13 protein-coding genes are annotated in these 14,973 nt (G+C 71.2%); 11 read left to right on the forward strand and 2 right to left on the reverse strand.

Going from position 1 to position 14,973, the window contains the following annotated elements; genetic code table 11:
* Nucleotides 1-121 precede the first annotated feature (121 nt).
* From H3H34_RS03455 to H3H34_RS03495, 9 genes are read left to right on the forward strand one after another with little or no spacing between them, the layout of a single operon-like run.
* Nucleotides 122-739 (forward strand): NADH-quinone oxidoreductase subunit J, encoded by a 618-nt coding sequence (locus tag H3H34_RS03455; RefSeq protein ID WP_194743824.1) that lies wholly within the window; start codon nucleotides 122-124, stop codon nucleotides 737-739.
* Entirely contained in the window at nucleotides 736-1,041 is a 306-nt protein-coding gene (gene nuoK / locus H3H34_RS03460) for an NADH-quinone oxidoreductase subunit NuoK (protein WP_194743825.1), read from the forward strand. The genes H3H34_RS03455 and nuoK overlap by 4 nt, the downstream gene beginning before the upstream one ends.
* Nucleotides 1,041-3,038 (forward strand): NADH-quinone oxidoreductase subunit L, encoded by a 1,998-nt coding sequence (nuoL, locus tag H3H34_RS03465; protein ID WP_194743826.1) that lies wholly within the window; start codon nucleotides 1,041-1,043, stop codon nucleotides 3,036-3,038. The genes nuoK and nuoL overlap by 1 nt, the downstream gene beginning before the upstream one ends.
* Nucleotide 3,039: 1 nt before the next feature.
* Nucleotides 3,040-4,548, forward strand: a complete 1,509-nt coding sequence (locus H3H34_RS03470) for an NADH-quinone oxidoreductase subunit M (protein ID WP_194743827.1) — start codon at nucleotides 3,040-3,042, stop codon at nucleotides 4,546-4,548.
* Nucleotides 4,545-5,993, forward strand: a complete 1,449-nt coding sequence (nuoN, locus tag H3H34_RS03475) for an NADH-quinone oxidoreductase subunit NuoN (protein WP_194743828.1) — start codon at nucleotides 4,545-4,547, stop codon at nucleotides 5,991-5,993. The genes H3H34_RS03470 and nuoN overlap by 4 nt, the downstream gene beginning before the upstream one ends.
* Entirely contained in the window at nucleotides 5,990-6,685 is a 696-nt protein-coding gene (locus tag H3H34_RS03480) for a biotin--[acetyl-CoA-carboxylase] ligase (RefSeq protein ID WP_194743829.1), read from the forward strand. The genes nuoN and H3H34_RS03480 overlap by 4 nt, the downstream gene beginning before the upstream one ends.
* Complete coding sequence (locus H3H34_RS03485; protein ID WP_194743830.1) at nucleotides 6,685-7,470, forward strand: type III pantothenate kinase; 786 nt, start codon at nucleotides 6,685-6,687, stop codon at nucleotides 7,468-7,470. The genes H3H34_RS03480 and H3H34_RS03485 overlap by 1 nt, the downstream gene beginning before the upstream one ends.
* Before the next feature lie 56 nt (nucleotides 7,471-7,526).
* Nucleotides 7,527-9,119, forward strand: coding sequence for a ribonuclease J (locus H3H34_RS03490; RefSeq protein WP_194744099.1), 1,593 nt, complete (start codon nucleotides 7,527-7,529; stop codon nucleotides 9,117-9,119).
* Complete coding sequence (locus H3H34_RS03495; protein WP_194743831.1) at nucleotides 9,116-9,400, forward strand: DUF1467 family protein; 285 nt, start codon at nucleotides 9,116-9,118, stop codon at nucleotides 9,398-9,400. Before H3H34_RS03490 ends, H3H34_RS03495 begins: the two co-directional genes overlap by 4 nt.
* Here H3H34_RS03495 and H3H34_RS03500 read toward each other — a convergent pair.
* Both H3H34_RS03500 and H3H34_RS03505 read right to left on the reverse strand, forming a co-directional pair.
* A complete protein-coding gene (locus H3H34_RS03500) occupies nucleotides 9,397-11,463 on the reverse strand; it encodes a coiled-coil domain-containing protein (RefSeq protein WP_194743832.1) in 2,067 nt (688 codons plus the stop codon). The genes H3H34_RS03495 and H3H34_RS03500 overlap by 4 nt on opposite strands.
* Before the next feature lie 31 nt (nucleotides 11,464-11,494).
* A complete protein-coding gene (locus tag H3H34_RS03505) occupies nucleotides 11,495-12,376 on the reverse strand; it encodes a CDP-alcohol phosphatidyltransferase family protein (protein WP_194743833.1) in 882 nt (293 codons plus the stop codon).
* Nucleotides 12,377-12,441: 65 nt separating this feature from the next.
* Here H3H34_RS03505 and H3H34_RS03510 point away from each other — a divergent pair, with 65 nt between their 5' ends.
* Both H3H34_RS03510 and H3H34_RS03515 read left to right on the forward strand, forming a co-directional pair.
* Nucleotides 12,442-13,797: a CDP-alcohol phosphatidyltransferase family protein gene (locus tag H3H34_RS03510; RefSeq protein ID WP_194743834.1), complete on the forward strand. Its 1,356-nt coding sequence runs from the start codon at nucleotides 12,442-12,444 to the stop codon at nucleotides 13,795-13,797.
* A 63-nt stretch (nucleotides 13,798-13,860) separates the two neighbouring features.
* The gene (locus H3H34_RS03515) at nucleotides 13,861-14,970 is read left to right on the forward strand and encodes an inositol-3-phosphate synthase (RefSeq protein ID WP_408033944.1); all 1,110 of its coding nucleotides are present in this window, start codon (nucleotides 13,861-13,863) and stop codon (nucleotides 14,968-14,970) included.
* The last annotated feature ends 3 nt before the right edge of the window (nucleotides 14,971-14,973 follow it).

Raw genomic sequence — 14,973 nt, forward strand, 5'->3', positions numbered from 1 at the left:
GCGCCATGCACGGGCGAGCCTCCTTCCTGCGCTTGCCGCCTCGGGCAGCGGCGGGTATGCGCCCCGTCAGGGTGCATCCTGCACCGCGCGTTCGTCACGAGACCGACCCCGTCGAGACCCGGTGATCCAGGCCGCCATCTTCTACCTTCTTGCCGGCGCGACCGTGCTTGCCGGCATCATGGTCATCTCGGCGCGCAACCCGGTGCACTCCGTGCTGTGGCTCATCTTCGCCTTCGTGAACGCCGCGGGGCTGTTCCTCGTGATCGGCGCCGAGTTCCTCGCGATGCTGCTCGTCATCGTCTACGTGGGCGCCGTCGCCGTCCTGTTCCTGTTCGTCGTGATGATGCTCGACATCGATTTCGCGACGCTGCGCGCGGGCGCCATGCGCTACCTGCCGCTCGGCCTGCTCCTCGGCGCTGCGCTCAGCGTCGAGCTCTTGCTCGTCGCCTCCGCCTGGGAGGCTGGCGCAATCGCCCCTTCTGCGCCGCCGCGTTCGGGCCTCTCCAACACCCAGGCGCTCGGCACGCTCCTCTACACGGACTATGTCTTCGTGTTCCAGGCAGCCGGCCTCATCCTGCTGACCGCCATGGTCGGGGCCATCGTGCTCACCCACCGCGAGCGCGCGGGCGTGAAGCGTCAGGACCCGTTCCGCCAGGCCTCGCGGACTCCGGCCGAGACCATCGCGCTTGCGCGGCCGGCCGTGGGTGCCGGTGTCGAGACGGAGGGCGGCGTCCGGTGATCGGCATCGGCCACTATCTCGGCGTGAGCGCGATCCTGTTCACGCTCGGCGTGCTCGGCATCGCCCTCAACCGGCGCAACATCATCGTGATCCTCATGTCGATCGAGCTGATGCTGCTCGCCGTCAACATCAACTTCGTCGCCTTCTCGGTGTTCCTCGAGGACATGGTGGGCCAGATCTTCGCCATGTTCGTGCTGACGGTTGCGGCCGCCGAGGCCGCGATCGGCCTTGCCATCCTCGTCACCTACTTCCGCAACCGCGGCACCATCGCGGTCGATGACGCAAGGCAGATGCGCGGCTGATGCTCGAGGCTCTCGTCTTCCTGCCGCTTCTCGGCTTCCTGGCTGCCGGCATCGGCAACCGCGCCATCGGCGACTTCGCCGCGAAGCTCGTCACCACCGGCTTCCTGTTCGTGTCGGCACTGCTCGCCTGGGTCATCTTCTTCCGCCAGTGGGGCGGGGAGGGCGCCTACACGGTCACGCTCGCCGAGTGGTTCACGAGCGGCACGCTCTCCGTCTCCTGGGCGCTCCACGTCGACATGCTGGTGGCGGTGATGCTGGTCGTCATCACCACGGTCTCGGCACTCGTCCACCTCTATTCCTGGGCCTACATGGCCGACGACCCGTCGCAGCCGCGCTTCTTCGCCTACCTCTCGCTCTTCACCTTCGCGATGCTGATGCTGGTGACGGCCGATTCCATCGTCCAGATGTTCTTCGGCTGGGAGGGCGTGGGGCTCGCCTCCTATCTCCTCATCGGCTTCTGGTACCGGAAGCCGTCGGCCTGGAACGCGGCCATCAAGGCGTTCGTCGTCAACCGTGTAGGCGACTTCGGCTTCTCGCTCGGCATCTTCGGTCTCTTCCTGGTCTTCGGCACGCTCGACATCGGCGCGATCCTCGCGGCCGTGCCGGCGCACAAGGGCACGACCTTCGACTTCCTCGGGTCGGAGGTCGATGCGCTGACGACGATCGCCATCCTCCTCTTCATCGGCGCCATGGGGAAGTCGGCGCAGCTCGGGCTTCACACCTGGCTGCCCGACGCGATGGAGGGCCCCACCCCGGTCTCCGCCCTCATCCACGCCGCCACGATGGTGACGGCCGGCGTCTTCCTCGTCTGCCGCATGTCGCCGCTGTTCGAGGCCGCGCCTGCCGCGCTCGCCCTCGTCACCTTCGTGGGTGCTGCGACCGCGCTCTTCGCCGCCACCGTCGCCACCACCCAGCACGACATCAAGCGGGTCATCGCCTATTCCACCTGCTCGCAGCTTGGCTACATGTTCTTCGCCGCTGGCGTCGGGGCCTATGGCGCGGCGATGTTCCACCTCTTCACCCACGCCTTCTTCAAGGCGCTGCTGTTCCTCGGCGCGGGCTCGGTCATCCACGCGATGCACCATGAGCAGGACATGCGCTTCTACGGCGGGCTGCGCCGGCACATCCCGCTCACCTTCGCCGCCATGACGATCGGCACGCTCGCCATCACCGGCGTGTTCTACACCGCGGGCTACTATTCCAAGGACGGCGTGCTGTTCGCGGCCTACGCCCGCAGCACCGAACCCGCGCTCGTCGCCTTCTCAGTCGGTCTCTTCGCGGCCTTCCTGACGAGCTTCTACTCCTGGCGGCTCGTCTTCCTTACCTTCTTCGGCGAGCCCCGCTGGGCGGGCTCACCCCACATCGCCCACGCGCACGCGCACGACGCCCATGCCGAGGCGGGCCATGGCGCCCACGGCCACGGCGCCGACCCGACGGCCGGCTACCACCCGCACGAGAGCCCGCCCTCGATGCTGGTGCCCCTCGTCCTGCTCTCGGCGGGCGCGCTGTTCGCCGGCCTGCTCTTCCATCAGGCCTTCATCGGGGCCGGGGAGGCCTTCTGGGCGGGGTCGCTCGTCCATGATCCCGCCTTCTACGCGAAGCTCCACGAGGTGCCTGCACTTGTCCACTGGGCGCCTGCCATCGCCATGGGTCTCGGGCTTCTGCTGGCGCTGCGGCAGTATGTGCTGAAGCCGGGCGCGGCCGAGGATTTCGTGCGCACCCTGCCCACGCTCCACCGCTTTCTCTACCGCAAGTGGTATTTCGACGAGCTCTACGACTGGCTCTTCGTGCGCCCGGCGAAGCGGATCGGCCGCCTGCTTTGGACCGGTGGCGACCAGGGGCTCATCGACCGGTTGGGGCCCGATGGCCTTGCCGGGCTCGTCGGGGCGGGCGCCGCGGTCGCGCGCCGCTTCCAGTCCGGCTACCTCTACTTCTATGCCATGATGATGCTCGTCGGCCTTGCGGCGGCGATGACGTGGCTGGCGCTCAAGGGCTGAGATGCTCTCGGCGATGATCCTCCTGCCGCTGGCGGCGGCGCTTCTCGTCCTCCGGCTCGAGGCCGCAGAGGCCCGCCTTGTCACGCTCGGCACCACGCTCCTGCTCCTCGTGATGGGCCTGTGGCTGTGGGCCGGTTTCGACTCGTCGACGGCAGCCTTCCAGTTCACCGAGCGCCACGAGATCTTCGGCGGGCTGTTCAGCTGGCACCTCGGCATCGACGGGATCAGCCTCGTCCTCCTCCTCCTCTCCGTCTTCCTGATGCCGCTCTGTATCCTTGCCGGCTGGGAGTCGGTGAAGGAGCGGGTGCAGGAATATCTCGCGGCCTTCCTCGTCATGGAGGCGCTGATGATCGGCGTCTTCGCGGCAATGGACATCCTTCTTTTCTATCTGTTCTTCGAGGCGGGCCTCATCCCGATGTATCTCATCATCGGCATCTGGGGCGGCAAGCGGCGCATCTACGCCAGCTACAAGTTCTTCCTTTACACGCTCCTCGGCTCGGTGCTGATGCTGCTTGCCATCCTCTGGATGATCCGCGAGGCGGGCACCACCGACATTCCGGCGCTCATGGCCTTCGACTTCCCGAAGAGCGCGCAGACCTGGCTGTGGCTCGCCTTCTTCGCGAGCTTCGCAGTCAAGATGCCGATGTGGCCGGTCCACACCTGGCTTCCCGACGCCCACGTCGAGGCCCCGACCGCGGGCTCGATGATCCTCGCCGGCGTCCTTCTCAAGATGGGCGGCTACGGCTTCGTCCGCTTCTCGCTGCCCATGTTCCCCGAGGCGTCGGTCGAGCTCATGTGGCTCGTCTTTGCGCTCTCGATGGTGGCGGTGGTCTATACCTCGCTCGTCGCGCTCGCGCAGGCCGACATGAAGAAGCTCATTGCCTATTCCTCGGTCGCCCACATGGCCTTCGTGACGGGCGGCCTGTTCGCCTTCAACCCGCAGGGGATCGAGGGCGCGATGGTGGTGATGCTCTCGCATGGGCTCGTCTCGGCGGCGCTCTTCTTCTGCGTGGGCGTGATCTACGACCGGCTGCACACGCGCGAGATCGACCGCTACGGCGGTCTCACCACGAACATGCCGCGCTATGCTGTCTTCTTCATGCTGTTCACCATGGCCTCGATCGCGCTGCCCGGCACCTCCGGCTTCGTGGGCGAGTTCCTGGCACTCCTCGGAATGTACAGTGCCTCGAGCTGGCTTGGCGTCGTGATGACGACGGGCATCATCCTGGGCGCTGCCTACATGCTCTGGCTCTACGCCCGGGTCGCCTTCGGCGAGCTCGACAAGCCCGACGTCGCGGCCATGCCCGATCTCAGGCCCCGCGAGTGGGCCGTCATGCTGCCGCTCGCTGCCGGCGTGCTCGCGATCGGCGTCCACCCGGCGCCCGTCATGGCGCCGCTCAAGGCTCCTGTGGCCGGGCTGGTCGCCAGGCTCGAGCGTGCGGAGGCGCCGAAGACGCCCGTCATTCGGCCGCAGGTCGCGGCCGTTGCCGCCGAAGGACCGGCCTCGTGACGCTCCTCCAGTCGCTTTCCGTCGGCGCTCCTGAAGTGGTGCTGGCCGCCGGCATCTGCGTGCTCCTTCTCGTCGGCGCCTTCCGCGGGGACCGGGCGCTCGAGGGGCTTTCCTGGGCGTCGGTGCTGCTGCTGGCCCTTGCCGCCGTCCCCCTCTTCGATCAGGCGCCGGGGCGGCTTGCCGCCTGGAACGGTCTCTACGTGGCCGACGCCTTCTCCCGCCACCTCAAGCTTCTGGTCTTCCTCGGAAGCGCCGCAGCGATCCTCGTTGCCGTGCCCTACCTGCGGCGGCTTGCGACCGCCCGGTTCGAGTACCCGCTCCTCGTGCTTCTCGCGACGCTCGGGATGGCGATCATGGTCTCGGCGCAGAACCTGCTCAGCCTCTACGTCGGGCTCGAGCTCATGTCGCTGTCGGCCTATGTCCTCGCGGCCTTCCACCGTGACGAGTCGCGCTCCTCGGAAGCGGGCCTCAAGTATTTTGCGCTCGGCGCGCTGGCGTCCGGCCTCATGCTCTACGGCGCGAGCCTCGTCTACGGCTTCGCGGGTTCCACGAGCTTTGCCGATATCGCCAAGGCCTTCGTGGCCGGCGAGGTCCGGAACCTCGGCGCCCTCTTCGGCCTCGTCTTCCTGCTCGCGGCGCTCGCCTTCAAGGTCTCGGCCGTGCCGTTCCACATGTGGACGCCGGACGTCTACGAGGGCGCGCCGACCCCGGTCGTCGCCTTCTTCGCCACCGCGCCCAAGGTCGCGGCGATGGGGCTCATGCTCCGGCTGCTCTACGAGGCGTTCGGCGGCATGAAGGCCGACTGGCAGCAGATCGTGCTCGTGATGAGCATCGCCTCCATGCTGCTCGGCTCGGTTGCGGCCATCGCCCAGACCAGCATGAAGCGCCTGCTCGCCTACTCGGCCATCGCCAACATCGGCTTCGCCCTCATCGGGCTCGCCGCCGGCACCGCAGCCGGGGTGGAGGCCGTGCTCCTCTACCTTCTCGTCTATCTGGTGATGACGCTCGGCGCCTTCGTCGCGCTTCTCATGCTCGTCGATGCCGACGGCCGCCAGCTCGAGGACCTGGCCGACCTGGCCGGGCTTGCCCGCACCCGGCCGGGCATCGCGTCTGCGCTTGCCATCTTCATGTTTTCGCTTGCCGGAATCCCGCCCATGTTCGGCTTCATGCCGAAGCTCGCCGTCTTCTCGGCGGCCGTGGAAGCTGGTCTCTGGCCGCTTGCCGTGCTCGGCGTGCTCGCAAGCGTGGTGGCGGCCTACTACTACCTCCGCGTGGTCAAGATCATGTTCATCGACCCGCCGGCCGGGGTGGTCGTGCTTCCGGGCGAGCAGGGGGTCAACCCGGCCGTCGTGGGGGCGGCTGCGGCCTTCTCCTCGCCGCTCGGCTACCTGCTGCTCGGCCCGCTTGCGGCCTGGGGCGCCGAGGCCGCGCGGGCGCTCGCGTGATCGTCCTCGACGAGACGCCGAGCACGAGCGACTGGCTTCTCGCCCGCGTGGCGGAGCTGCCCGACGGCACCTGGGTGCGCGCCCGCCGGCAGACGGCAGGCCGCGGGCGGCAGGGCCGGCCCTGGCAGATGGCGGAAGGCAACCTGGCGGCCTCCGGGCTGGTCAGGCTCCGCCCCGGCGACCCGCCGGCCGAGCAGCTCGGCTTCGTGGCCGGCGTTGCCCTTCACCGGGTCGCGTCCGCCCACGCGCCCGAGGCCGGCATCCTCCTCAAGTGGCCCAATGATCTGCTGCTTCGTGGCGCGAAGCTCGCCGGCATCCTGCTCGACCGCGCGGGCGACCACGTGGTCGTGGGCATTGGCGTCAACCTCGCGCAGGCGCCCGACGTGTCCGGCCGCGCCACTGCCGCGTTCCCGCCGCCCCCGCCCGATCCGGACCGCTTCCTCGCCGAGCTGGCGGAGGCCTTCGCCGATTCGCTCGGGCTCTGGCGGGTGGAAGGCTTTGCGCCGATTGCCGCCGCGTGGCGCGCACGCAGCCTGCCGCCGGGCACGCCGATCCGTCTCGGCGACGGCCGGCGGGCGACCCTCGAGGATCTCGCCGACGACGGGGCGCTCCGCGTGCGGACGGCCGAGGGCGTCGAGTCCCTGCGCGCAGGCGACATCTTCCTCGGCGCGCCGGAGCCGAGTGCCGCCTGATGCTGCTCGCGATCGACGTCGGCAACACCAACATCGTCTTCGCGCTGTGCGAGGGCGCGGAGATCCGTCACCGCTGGCGGATCTCGACCGACGCGGCCCGCACGGCCGACGAATATGGGGTCTGGCTCCACCAGCTGATGGCCATGAACGACGTGCCCCGGGCCACGGTCACGCACGCGATCATCGCCTCCGTGGTGCCGCAGACGCTGTTCAACCTCCGCGGGCTGGCGCGGAAGTATTTCGGGGTGGAGCCGCTGGTGGCAGGCGCGCCGGGCTTCGCCTGGGGCCTGCCGATCCGTCTGCCCAACCCGGCGGAAGTGGGGGCGGACCGGCTGGTCAACGCGGTGGCCGCCCACGCCGAGCACGACGGGCCGCTCGTCGTCATCGACTTCGGCACCGCGACCACCTTCGACGTGGTGGCGGCCGACGGCGGCTACGAGGGCGGGGTGATCGCGCCCGGCATCAACCTCTCGATGGATGCGCTCTACCGCGCCGCCGCCCGCCTGCCGCGGATCGCCGTCGAGCCGCCTCCGGAAGGGCAGGGCGCCATCGGCAAGGGCACGGTGCACGCCATGCAGTCGGGCGTGTTCTGGGGCTATGTGGGCCTCATCGAGGGGCTCGTCGAGCGGATCACGCGCGAGATCGGCGCGCCGGCAACGGTGATCGCAACCGGCGGCCTTGCGCCGCTGTTCGGCCGGCACACAGGCGCGATCCACGCGGTCGACCCTGACCTCACCATCAAGGGGCTCATCCGCCTCGACGCCGCGAACAGGGTCGCCGCGTGACGACCCCGGGCGACGAGCTCCTGTTCCTGCCGCTCGGCGGCTCGGGCGAGATCGGCATGAACGTCAATCTCTATGGCTGCCGCGGCAAGTGGATCATGGTGGATCTCGGCATGACCTTTGCCGGCCCGGACATGCCCGGCGTCGATCTGGTGCTGCCGGACCTCGCGTTCATCGAGGAGCGGCGCGCCGACCTCCTGGGTGTCGTCCTCACCCACGGGCACGAAGACCACATCGGGGCCGTGCCCTACCTCGCCGCCGACCTCGGCGTGCCGCTTTATGCCACGCCGTTCACGGCCGGGCTCGTGCGGCGGAAGCTCGAGGAGGAGGGGCTTCACCGCGACGTGCCGCTCCACGTGGTGCCGCTTGGAGGCAAGCTCGCGCTCGGCCCCTTCGCCTGCCGCTACGTGGCGCTCACCCACTCCATCCCCGAAGGCAACGCCCTCGTCATCGAGACGCCCCACGGGCGCATCTTCCACACCGGGGACTGGAAGCTCGATGACCGCCCGCTCATCGGCGACCCGGTGAACGAGGCGGAGCTGCGCGCGATCGGCGAGGCGGGCGTGCTGGCCATGGTCGGCGACTCGACCAACGTCTTCAACCCGGAGGCGAGCGGTTCGGAGAGCGACGTGCGCGAAGGGCTGATGCGGCTCATCGCCGGCCGGCGGGCGGGCCGAGTCGTCGTCACCACCTTCGCCTCCAACGCGATGCGCATCCAGACGCTGGGCGAGGTGGCCCGCGCCACGGGCCGGCGGCTGGTGCTGGCGGGCCGGTCGCTCGAGCGGATCGTCGAGGTTGCCCGCGAGGCGGGCTACCTGCGCGACCTTCCTGGCCTCATGCCGCTCGATGCCGCGGCGACGGCGCGGCCCGAAACCCTCCTCATCGCCTCGACCGGAACCCAGGGCGAGCCCCAGGCGGCGCTGGCCCGCATGGCGGAGGGCACCCACCCGCAGATCCGGCTCGAGCCGGGCGATCTCGTCGTCTATTCCTCGCGCCAGATCCCCGGCAACGAGCTGGCCATCGGCCGGGTGCAGAACGCGCTTGCGGCGCTTGGCGTCGAGATCGTGACCGACCGGCAGGCCCATGTCCATGTCTCGGGGCACCCCGGGCGTCCTGAGCTCGAGGCCATGTATGCGTGGATCCGCCCGCAGGTGGCGGTGCCCGTGCACGGCGAGCGGCGCCACATGGAGGAGCATGCGCGGCTGGCGCGGGCCTGCGGGGTGCCGCAGGCGGTGGTGCCGGTGAACGGCGCCGTCATCCGCCTGGCGCCCGGCGAGGCTGCCATCGTCGGCCACGTGCCGGCGGGGCGGCTGGTGCTCGACGGCGAGGTGATCCTGCCCGCCGACAGCACCACCATGGCAATGCGCCGGAAGCTCGCCTGGGGCGGGCTCATCGTCGTCACCCTCGTCTACGACCGGCGCGGCAGGCTTGCAGGTGACGTCGGCGTACTTGCCCGCGGCGTGCCGGTCGAGGACGAGGAGGAGGCCTTCCTCGCCGACTGCGCCGAGGCTGCGGAAGAAGCCGCGCGCAAGGTGCCGCTTGCCGACCGGCGCCGGCTCGAGGACGAGGTGAAGCTCGCCGTCCGCCGGGTCGCGCGCAAGTGGACGGGCAAGAAGCCCTTAACCGAAGTCCAGATCCTCGACCTGGCATGAAGTGGTATTCGCTCCTCGCCCTCTACCTCCTGTTCTGGACCTTCACCTTCTTCCTCGTGCTGCCATGGGGGGTGAAGACGAGCGCGGAGGCCGGCGAGCCGCTCGTGCCGGGCCAGGCACCGAGCGCGCCGCACGCGCCCATGCTGAAGCGCAAGGTCGTCGTGACCACGCTGCTTTCGGCCGTCTTCTTCCTGCTCTTCTGGGCTAACTGGGAGCTCGGGTGGATCACCCGGGAGCAGTTCTTCGCGCTCTTCTTCGACCCGGCGAAGCCCCGGCCCTAGTCCTCGAGCACCTCGACGAGTGCGGCGGCCAGCCGGCCCGTCTCGGAATTGCGGATGATTGCGGCAAGGCCTGCGCCCAAGCCGCTCTCGAGCCGCGCCACCAGCGCCTCGAAGCCCGCAGTGAAGCGCCGGGCGGCGCCGGCGAACTCCGAATCGCGCTCGAGGAGCGCCTTCAGCGCCTTCGCCTCCTGCTTCTCGAGCAGCGCGAGCGCCCGCCGCTTGAAGAGGCCGCGCTCGCCCGCGCGCCACTTCGCCCAGTCCTCCGCGTCCATCTCCCGGCCGAGTGCCGAGGCGATGGTGACGGACTCCGCGGCGAGGCGATCGGTCAGCAGCTGGGCCGCGCTCGCCAGCTCCCGCGCGCCGAGGTCGGAAAGCTCGCGCAGCCGCTCCTCGGCCCGCGAGTCGACGAGGCGAAGCGCCTCGGCGAGCGCGGCGAGCGACTGTGCCGAGCGCTCGGCCGCAGCCTTCGCGCGCGCCTCGGCCGCCGCGGTCTGCTCGGCAACGGCTTCAACGAAGCCGGCACGAAGCGCGGACTGCGCGGCCTCGCCCAGCGCCTGCCGGGCCTCGGCAACCAGGCCTTCCAGCATCTCGCGCATCGTGCCGGTGGCCTGCTGCGAGACGTCGCGCACCCGGGTCAGGGCATCGACGAGGCGGGTCGCGGCGGCAAGCGAAGTGGCCTCGGTTGCGCGCTCCACCTCGGCGATGAGCTGGCGCGCCTGCTCCAGCTCGACGACGAGAGCCTCGCCAGCGATCCGCACCGCCTCCCGCTGGGCCTCGAACCGGGCCGTCGCCTCGTCGAGGGTGGCGCGGCTCGCCGCGACCGGCTCGGCGAGCGCCGTGGCGCGCGCCTGCGCGTCGGCGAGCGCGCCGGCGAGCCGCGTGACTTCGGTTGCGAGCGACTCGGCCGTGCCCGTTGCCGCGGCCGCCCTCTCCGGCAAGGTGGCGGAGAGCAGCTCGGCAAGCGCCCGGACGGCGCCGTCGAGCGCGGCCACCGCCTGCTCGACCTCGGCGACGGCCGCCCGCCCGCCACGAATGGGCTCGGCGAGGCCGTCGATCGCCTGTGCGGTAGCCGCGAGCCGGGCCTGGAGACCGTCGAGCGTCTGGCCGGTGGTCCGCGCGGCGTGCTCGAGGCGCTTGTCGAGGATCTGGAAGCCCTGGTCGGCCGTTCGGACCAGCTCCTCGGTCACGCCGGTCTGGGCCGAAATGCGGCTCTCGAGCTCTCGCGCCTGGGCGACGAGCGCCTCGAGGTGGCGCCCGAGCGCGCGGGCAGCTTCCGAACCGATGGCGGCAAGCGTGGCTCGCGCCTCGGCGGTCGCGGCCTCGAGCGCGGCCTTCTGGGCGGCGACCGTCTCGGCCAGCGTCGCCGCCGCCGACTCGACGAGCGAAAGCGCCTCGCGGGCCTCGCCGCCGGCCAGGCCGGTCTGCTGGGAAATGGCGGCGCTGCTTCGCGCGGCGGCCTCAGCCAGCGCCTCGTGCGCTGCCTCGAGGCGGGCGCGTTCCTCGGCGAGGCGGTCGGCCTCGGCGGCAAGCCCGGCGCGGCGGGCCTCGAGCTCGCCGGCAAGGCCTTCCAGCATGGCCCGCAGCCGTTCGCCTTCAGCAAGGCCGCGCGCGGCGGCCGCCTCGAGGGCCGAACCGGCGTTGGCGACCCCGCCGGCCGTGGCGGTCGCCTCGCGCAGGGTGGCAGCGGCGGCGCCGGCCGCCTGACCGAGGCGCTCCGTCAGCGCCTCCACGGCTGCAACGTCGAGCTCGAGCATCTCCCGGGTGGCGGCAAGGCGGCCCGCGAGCGACCCGGCCGCCGCGACCGCTCCGCTCTCGGTCGCCTCCGAGGCGGCGAGGAGATCCTGCCGGACCGTCACCTGCGGGCGCCGCCAGGCCGCGGCGATCGCGAACAGGAGCGCCGGGACCACCAGCACCTTGGCGGCAAGCTCGAGCAGCCGCCCCGGCTCTCCGCTCCGCAGCCCTTCAGCGGTTTCGGGGATGGTCAGCGCGAAGGCCAGCCAGCCGATGCTGAGCACCGCTGCCGCCAGCGCCGCGACCGGAGGGTGCCGCGTCTCGTTCCCCATGAGTCCTGCCCTTCGCCCTGCGGCAACGGGCTTAGGGCGCGGGCGGCATCGCTGCAACCGCGCGGCGCGAGGTGACTGCTGCCCGTGCTTCGGCGCGTCCGAGGAGTGCCGCTATGAGAAGCGCGAGGGCGGTCAGGACAAGGAGCTCCCACCACCAGGCAAGCCGCGGGTCGCCGAGCAGGCAGGCCAGCGCGATCGCGTGGGTCCGGGCGTTGGCGCTGAGCAGCCAGGCAAGGCGCAGGGGCGGCAGCGCTGCCGCTGCCCAGCGGGCGAGGCGCGCCTGCCGCTCGGCCGGGCCTGCGGCGGCGAGGGCGGCGTCGAGCGCCGTCGCGCGGTGGCCGAGGCGCGACTCCAGTGCATTGTAGAGCCGTTCGACCCGCCCGCCCGCGGCCACGCGGGGGGCGACGGCGAACGAGCCGGCAAGCCGGCGCAGGAAGGTCGCGCGCCGGGCCTCGTAGAAGGCGGACTGGAGCGCATGCGCGGCCCCTGCCGCGAGCGCCAGCGCCAGCGCGGCCACCGGGTCGGGGAGCGAGAGGGCAAGCGCCACATGTACGAGGACGAACACGCCATAGTCGGCAAAGCCGTCGATGAACCGGCCGAGCGCGGTGGCCGTGCCGGTCGCCCGGGCGATCCGGCCGTCGAGCCCGTCGAGCACGTGCCAGCCGAGCATCAGCCCCCAGCCGGCGAGCACCAGCCGCCAGTCCTGCCAGTGGTGGTAGCAGACGGCGGCGAGCAGGCCGAGACCGAGGCCGGCGAGGCTCACGGCATTGGCCGGGATGCCGAGGCGGAGCGCGAGGGGGAGCAACCGCTCGGCGATGGGATGGAGGAGGAAGCGGTTGGAGGGGACGTCGATCGCGCGAGGGTCGGGGAGCGGCGGGGCGGCAGGTGCAGGGTCGGCAGGCGACACGGTCACGCGAGGGCCTTCCCCGAGCCCTGCGCCCTTGGCAAGGGCAGCGCTGCCCCCCTAAGCCGTGTGCCATGACCGGGACCGGCTCGACGCTGACGGCGCTCGTCTCGGCAGGGGACGCAGCGGCTGGAGACCTGCGGGCGGGCCTCGTCGAAGTCGCCGGGCGTACGGTCCTCGAGCGCCAGGTGCGCCAGGCGCTGCGCGCCGGCGCGCGGCGCCTGTGGGTGCTGGCGCCGCGCCTTCCCGCCGATGTCGCGCGGCGGCTCCTCGCCCTGGGGCCAGTGGAGACCGTTCCGGACGCGGCGTGTCTGGCGCAACGGCTCGCCGGGGAGGCGGGCGAGATGCTCGTGCTCGAGCCGGGGGTGGTGCTCGACGAGCGGCTGGTCGAGGCGGTTGCGCGCGCCGAGCCGGGACCGAGCGTGCTCGTGTTCGACCGGGAGCCGCCGGCCGGGGCGGAACGGGTGGCGGGTGACGTGCACTGGGCCTCCGTTGCGCGCCTTCCCGCAAGTGTTGCCCGCGAGGCGCTGGAGGCCCACGCCGAGTGGGAGCCGGCGTCGACCCTGCTGCGAGTCGCGCTGGCCGAAGGCGCGCGGCTGCTGCCCGTCTCGGCGTTGCCCCGCTATGCCGAGGGCCGGCGCCGGGAGGTGCCCTTCGTCTGGGTCCGCCCCCGCGGGGACTCGGGGCGGGCGGAAGCCGAGCGGGCGCTGCTCGATGCCGCGCAGAAGGGCTGTCTCGACTGGCCTGCCCGGTTTCTTCACCCGCCGGTCGAGAATGCGCTGGTCCGCTGGCTGTGGCCGACCGCGGTCACGCCCAACATGGTGACGCTCGCCACCGCGGTGCTCGGCCTCGTGGCCCTCCTCTGCTTCGCGAACGGCCTGCTGCTTCCCGGCCTCCTCCTGGTGCTCGCCGTCGGGCCGCTCGACGGGGTGGACGGCAAGCTCGCCCGCACGCGAGTCGAATATTCCCGCTGGGGCGATCTCGAGCATGTCCTCGACAAGATCCTCGAATATGGCTGGTTTGCAGCGCTCGGCGGCTGGTTCGCAGGGCAGGGCCATGGTCTTGCCGCCTGGCTGGCCGCGGGCGGGATCATCCTTTTCGCGCTGCTCGAGGCCATCCACGGGGAATATTTCCGCCGGCTGACGGGGCGCCAGCTCGACGACTGGGGGCCGTTCGAGCGCGGCTTCCGCCTGGTGGCCGGCCGCCGCAACACCTTCTTCTGGACCCTGCTGCCCTTCGGACTGGCCGGGCTCTGGTGGGAGGGCTTCCTGGTGCTGCTTGCCTACGCCGGGCTCACCTTCGCCGTCTCCCACGCGCGCTTCCTCGTGCACCTCGAAGCCTACGCCTGCCAGGAGGCGCCCGCCATCCGCCGAAATCTCGCCGCCACCCGCTATGCTTTCTTGCCCGGCCGGGGCGAGCAGGGTAGCTGAGCGGCCAAACATGTCAGTTCCATGTCAGCCGTCTGCCGCTGACATCAGCATGGGGATCTGCTCTTGTCCATCAACGTCGCGCTTGCCGGGGTCGGGAATTGCGCCAGCTCGCTGGTGCAGGGGATCGCCCATTACAGCAATGGCGGCGCCAACGAGGCGATCGGCCTCTCGCACTGGGACATGGGCGGTTACCGGCCGAAGGACCTGCGCATCGTGGCGGCGTTCGACGTCGATCCGCGGAAGGTGGGCCGGGATGTGGCCGAGGCCATCTTCGCGCCGCCCAACTGCACCGCCACCTTCTGTGACCATGTGCCGCCGACGGGTGCGATCGTCGCCATGGGGGCCGTGCTCGACGGCGTCTCGCCGCACATGCTGGAGGCCCCCGCCGAGCGCAGCTTCCGCATCGCCGACCTGCCGCAGCCCAGCGTCGACGAGGCTGCGGAGCATCTGAAGCGCGCCGGAACCGAGGTGCTCGTGAACTACCTGCCGGTCGGCAGCGAGCGGGCGACGGCCTTCTACGCCGAGGCCGCGCTGCGCGCGGGAGCCGCGTTCGTGAATGCCATGCCGGTCTTCATCGCCAGCGACCCCGCCTGGGCGCGGCGCTTCGCCGAGGCCGGGCTTCCGCTCATCGGCGACGACATCAAGGCCCAGCTGGGAGCGACGATCGTCCACCGCACGCTCGCCGACCTCTTCGCCCGCCGCGGTGTCCGCCTCGACCGCACCTACCAGCTCAACACCGGCGGCAACACCGACTTCCTCAACATGCTGAACCGCGACCGGCTGTCCAGCAAGAAGCGCTCCAAGACCGAGGCGGTGCAGGCGGCGACCGAGCGGCGGCTCGACCCCGAGAACATCCACGTCGGGCCCTCGGACTATGTGGCCTGGCAGAAGGACAACAAGGTCGCCTTTCTCCGGCTCGAGGGCCGCCTCTTCGGCGGGGTGCCGATGAACCTCGAGCTTCGGCTTTCGGTCGAGGACAGCCCCAACAGCGCAGGGGTTGCCATCGACATGATCCGCGCCGCGCGCATCGCGCTCGACCGCGGCGTCGGCGGTGTGCTCGAGGGCCCTTCGGCTGCCTGGTGCAAGCATCCGCCGCGGCAGATGCGCGACGAGGAAGCCGAGGCCGCCGTCGAGGCCTTCCTGCGCGGCGATACCGGCTCCTGCCGTCACTAGGCC

Origin of the sequence: Thermaurantiacus tibetensis (assembly GCF_015354055.1) — a bacterium.
Lineage (GTDB): Bacteria > Pseudomonadota > Alphaproteobacteria > Sphingomonadales > Sphingomonadaceae > Thermaurantiacus > Thermaurantiacus tibetensis.

Excerpts from the sequence above, each read along its gene's own strand:
- nuoL (WP_194743826.1), top strand. The coding sequence starts at position 1,041 with ATGCTCGAGGCTCTCGTCTTCCTGCCGCTTCTCGGCTTCCTGGCTGCC.
- H3H34_RS03470 (WP_194743827.1), top strand. The coding sequence starts at position 3,040 with ATGCTCTCGGCGATGATCCTCCTGCCGCTGGCGGCGGCGCTTCTCGTC.
- H3H34_RS03485 (WP_194743830.1), top strand. The coding sequence starts at position 6,685 with ATGCTGCTCGCGATCGACGTCGGCAACACCAACATCGTCTTCGCGCTG.
- H3H34_RS03490 (WP_194744099.1), top strand. The coding sequence starts at position 7,527 with ATGAACGTCAATCTCTATGGCTGCCGCGGCAAGTGGATCATGGTGGAT.
- H3H34_RS03495 (WP_194743831.1), top strand. The coding sequence starts at position 9,116 with ATGAAGTGGTATTCGCTCCTCGCCCTCTACCTCCTGTTCTGGACCTTC.
- H3H34_RS03500 (WP_194743832.1), bottom strand. The coding sequence starts at position 11,463 with ATGGGGAACGAGACGCGGCACCCTCCGGTCGCGGCGCTGGCGGCAGCG.
- H3H34_RS03510 (WP_194743834.1), top strand. The coding sequence starts at position 12,442 with ATGACCGGGACCGGCTCGACGCTGACGGCGCTCGTCTCGGCAGGGGAC.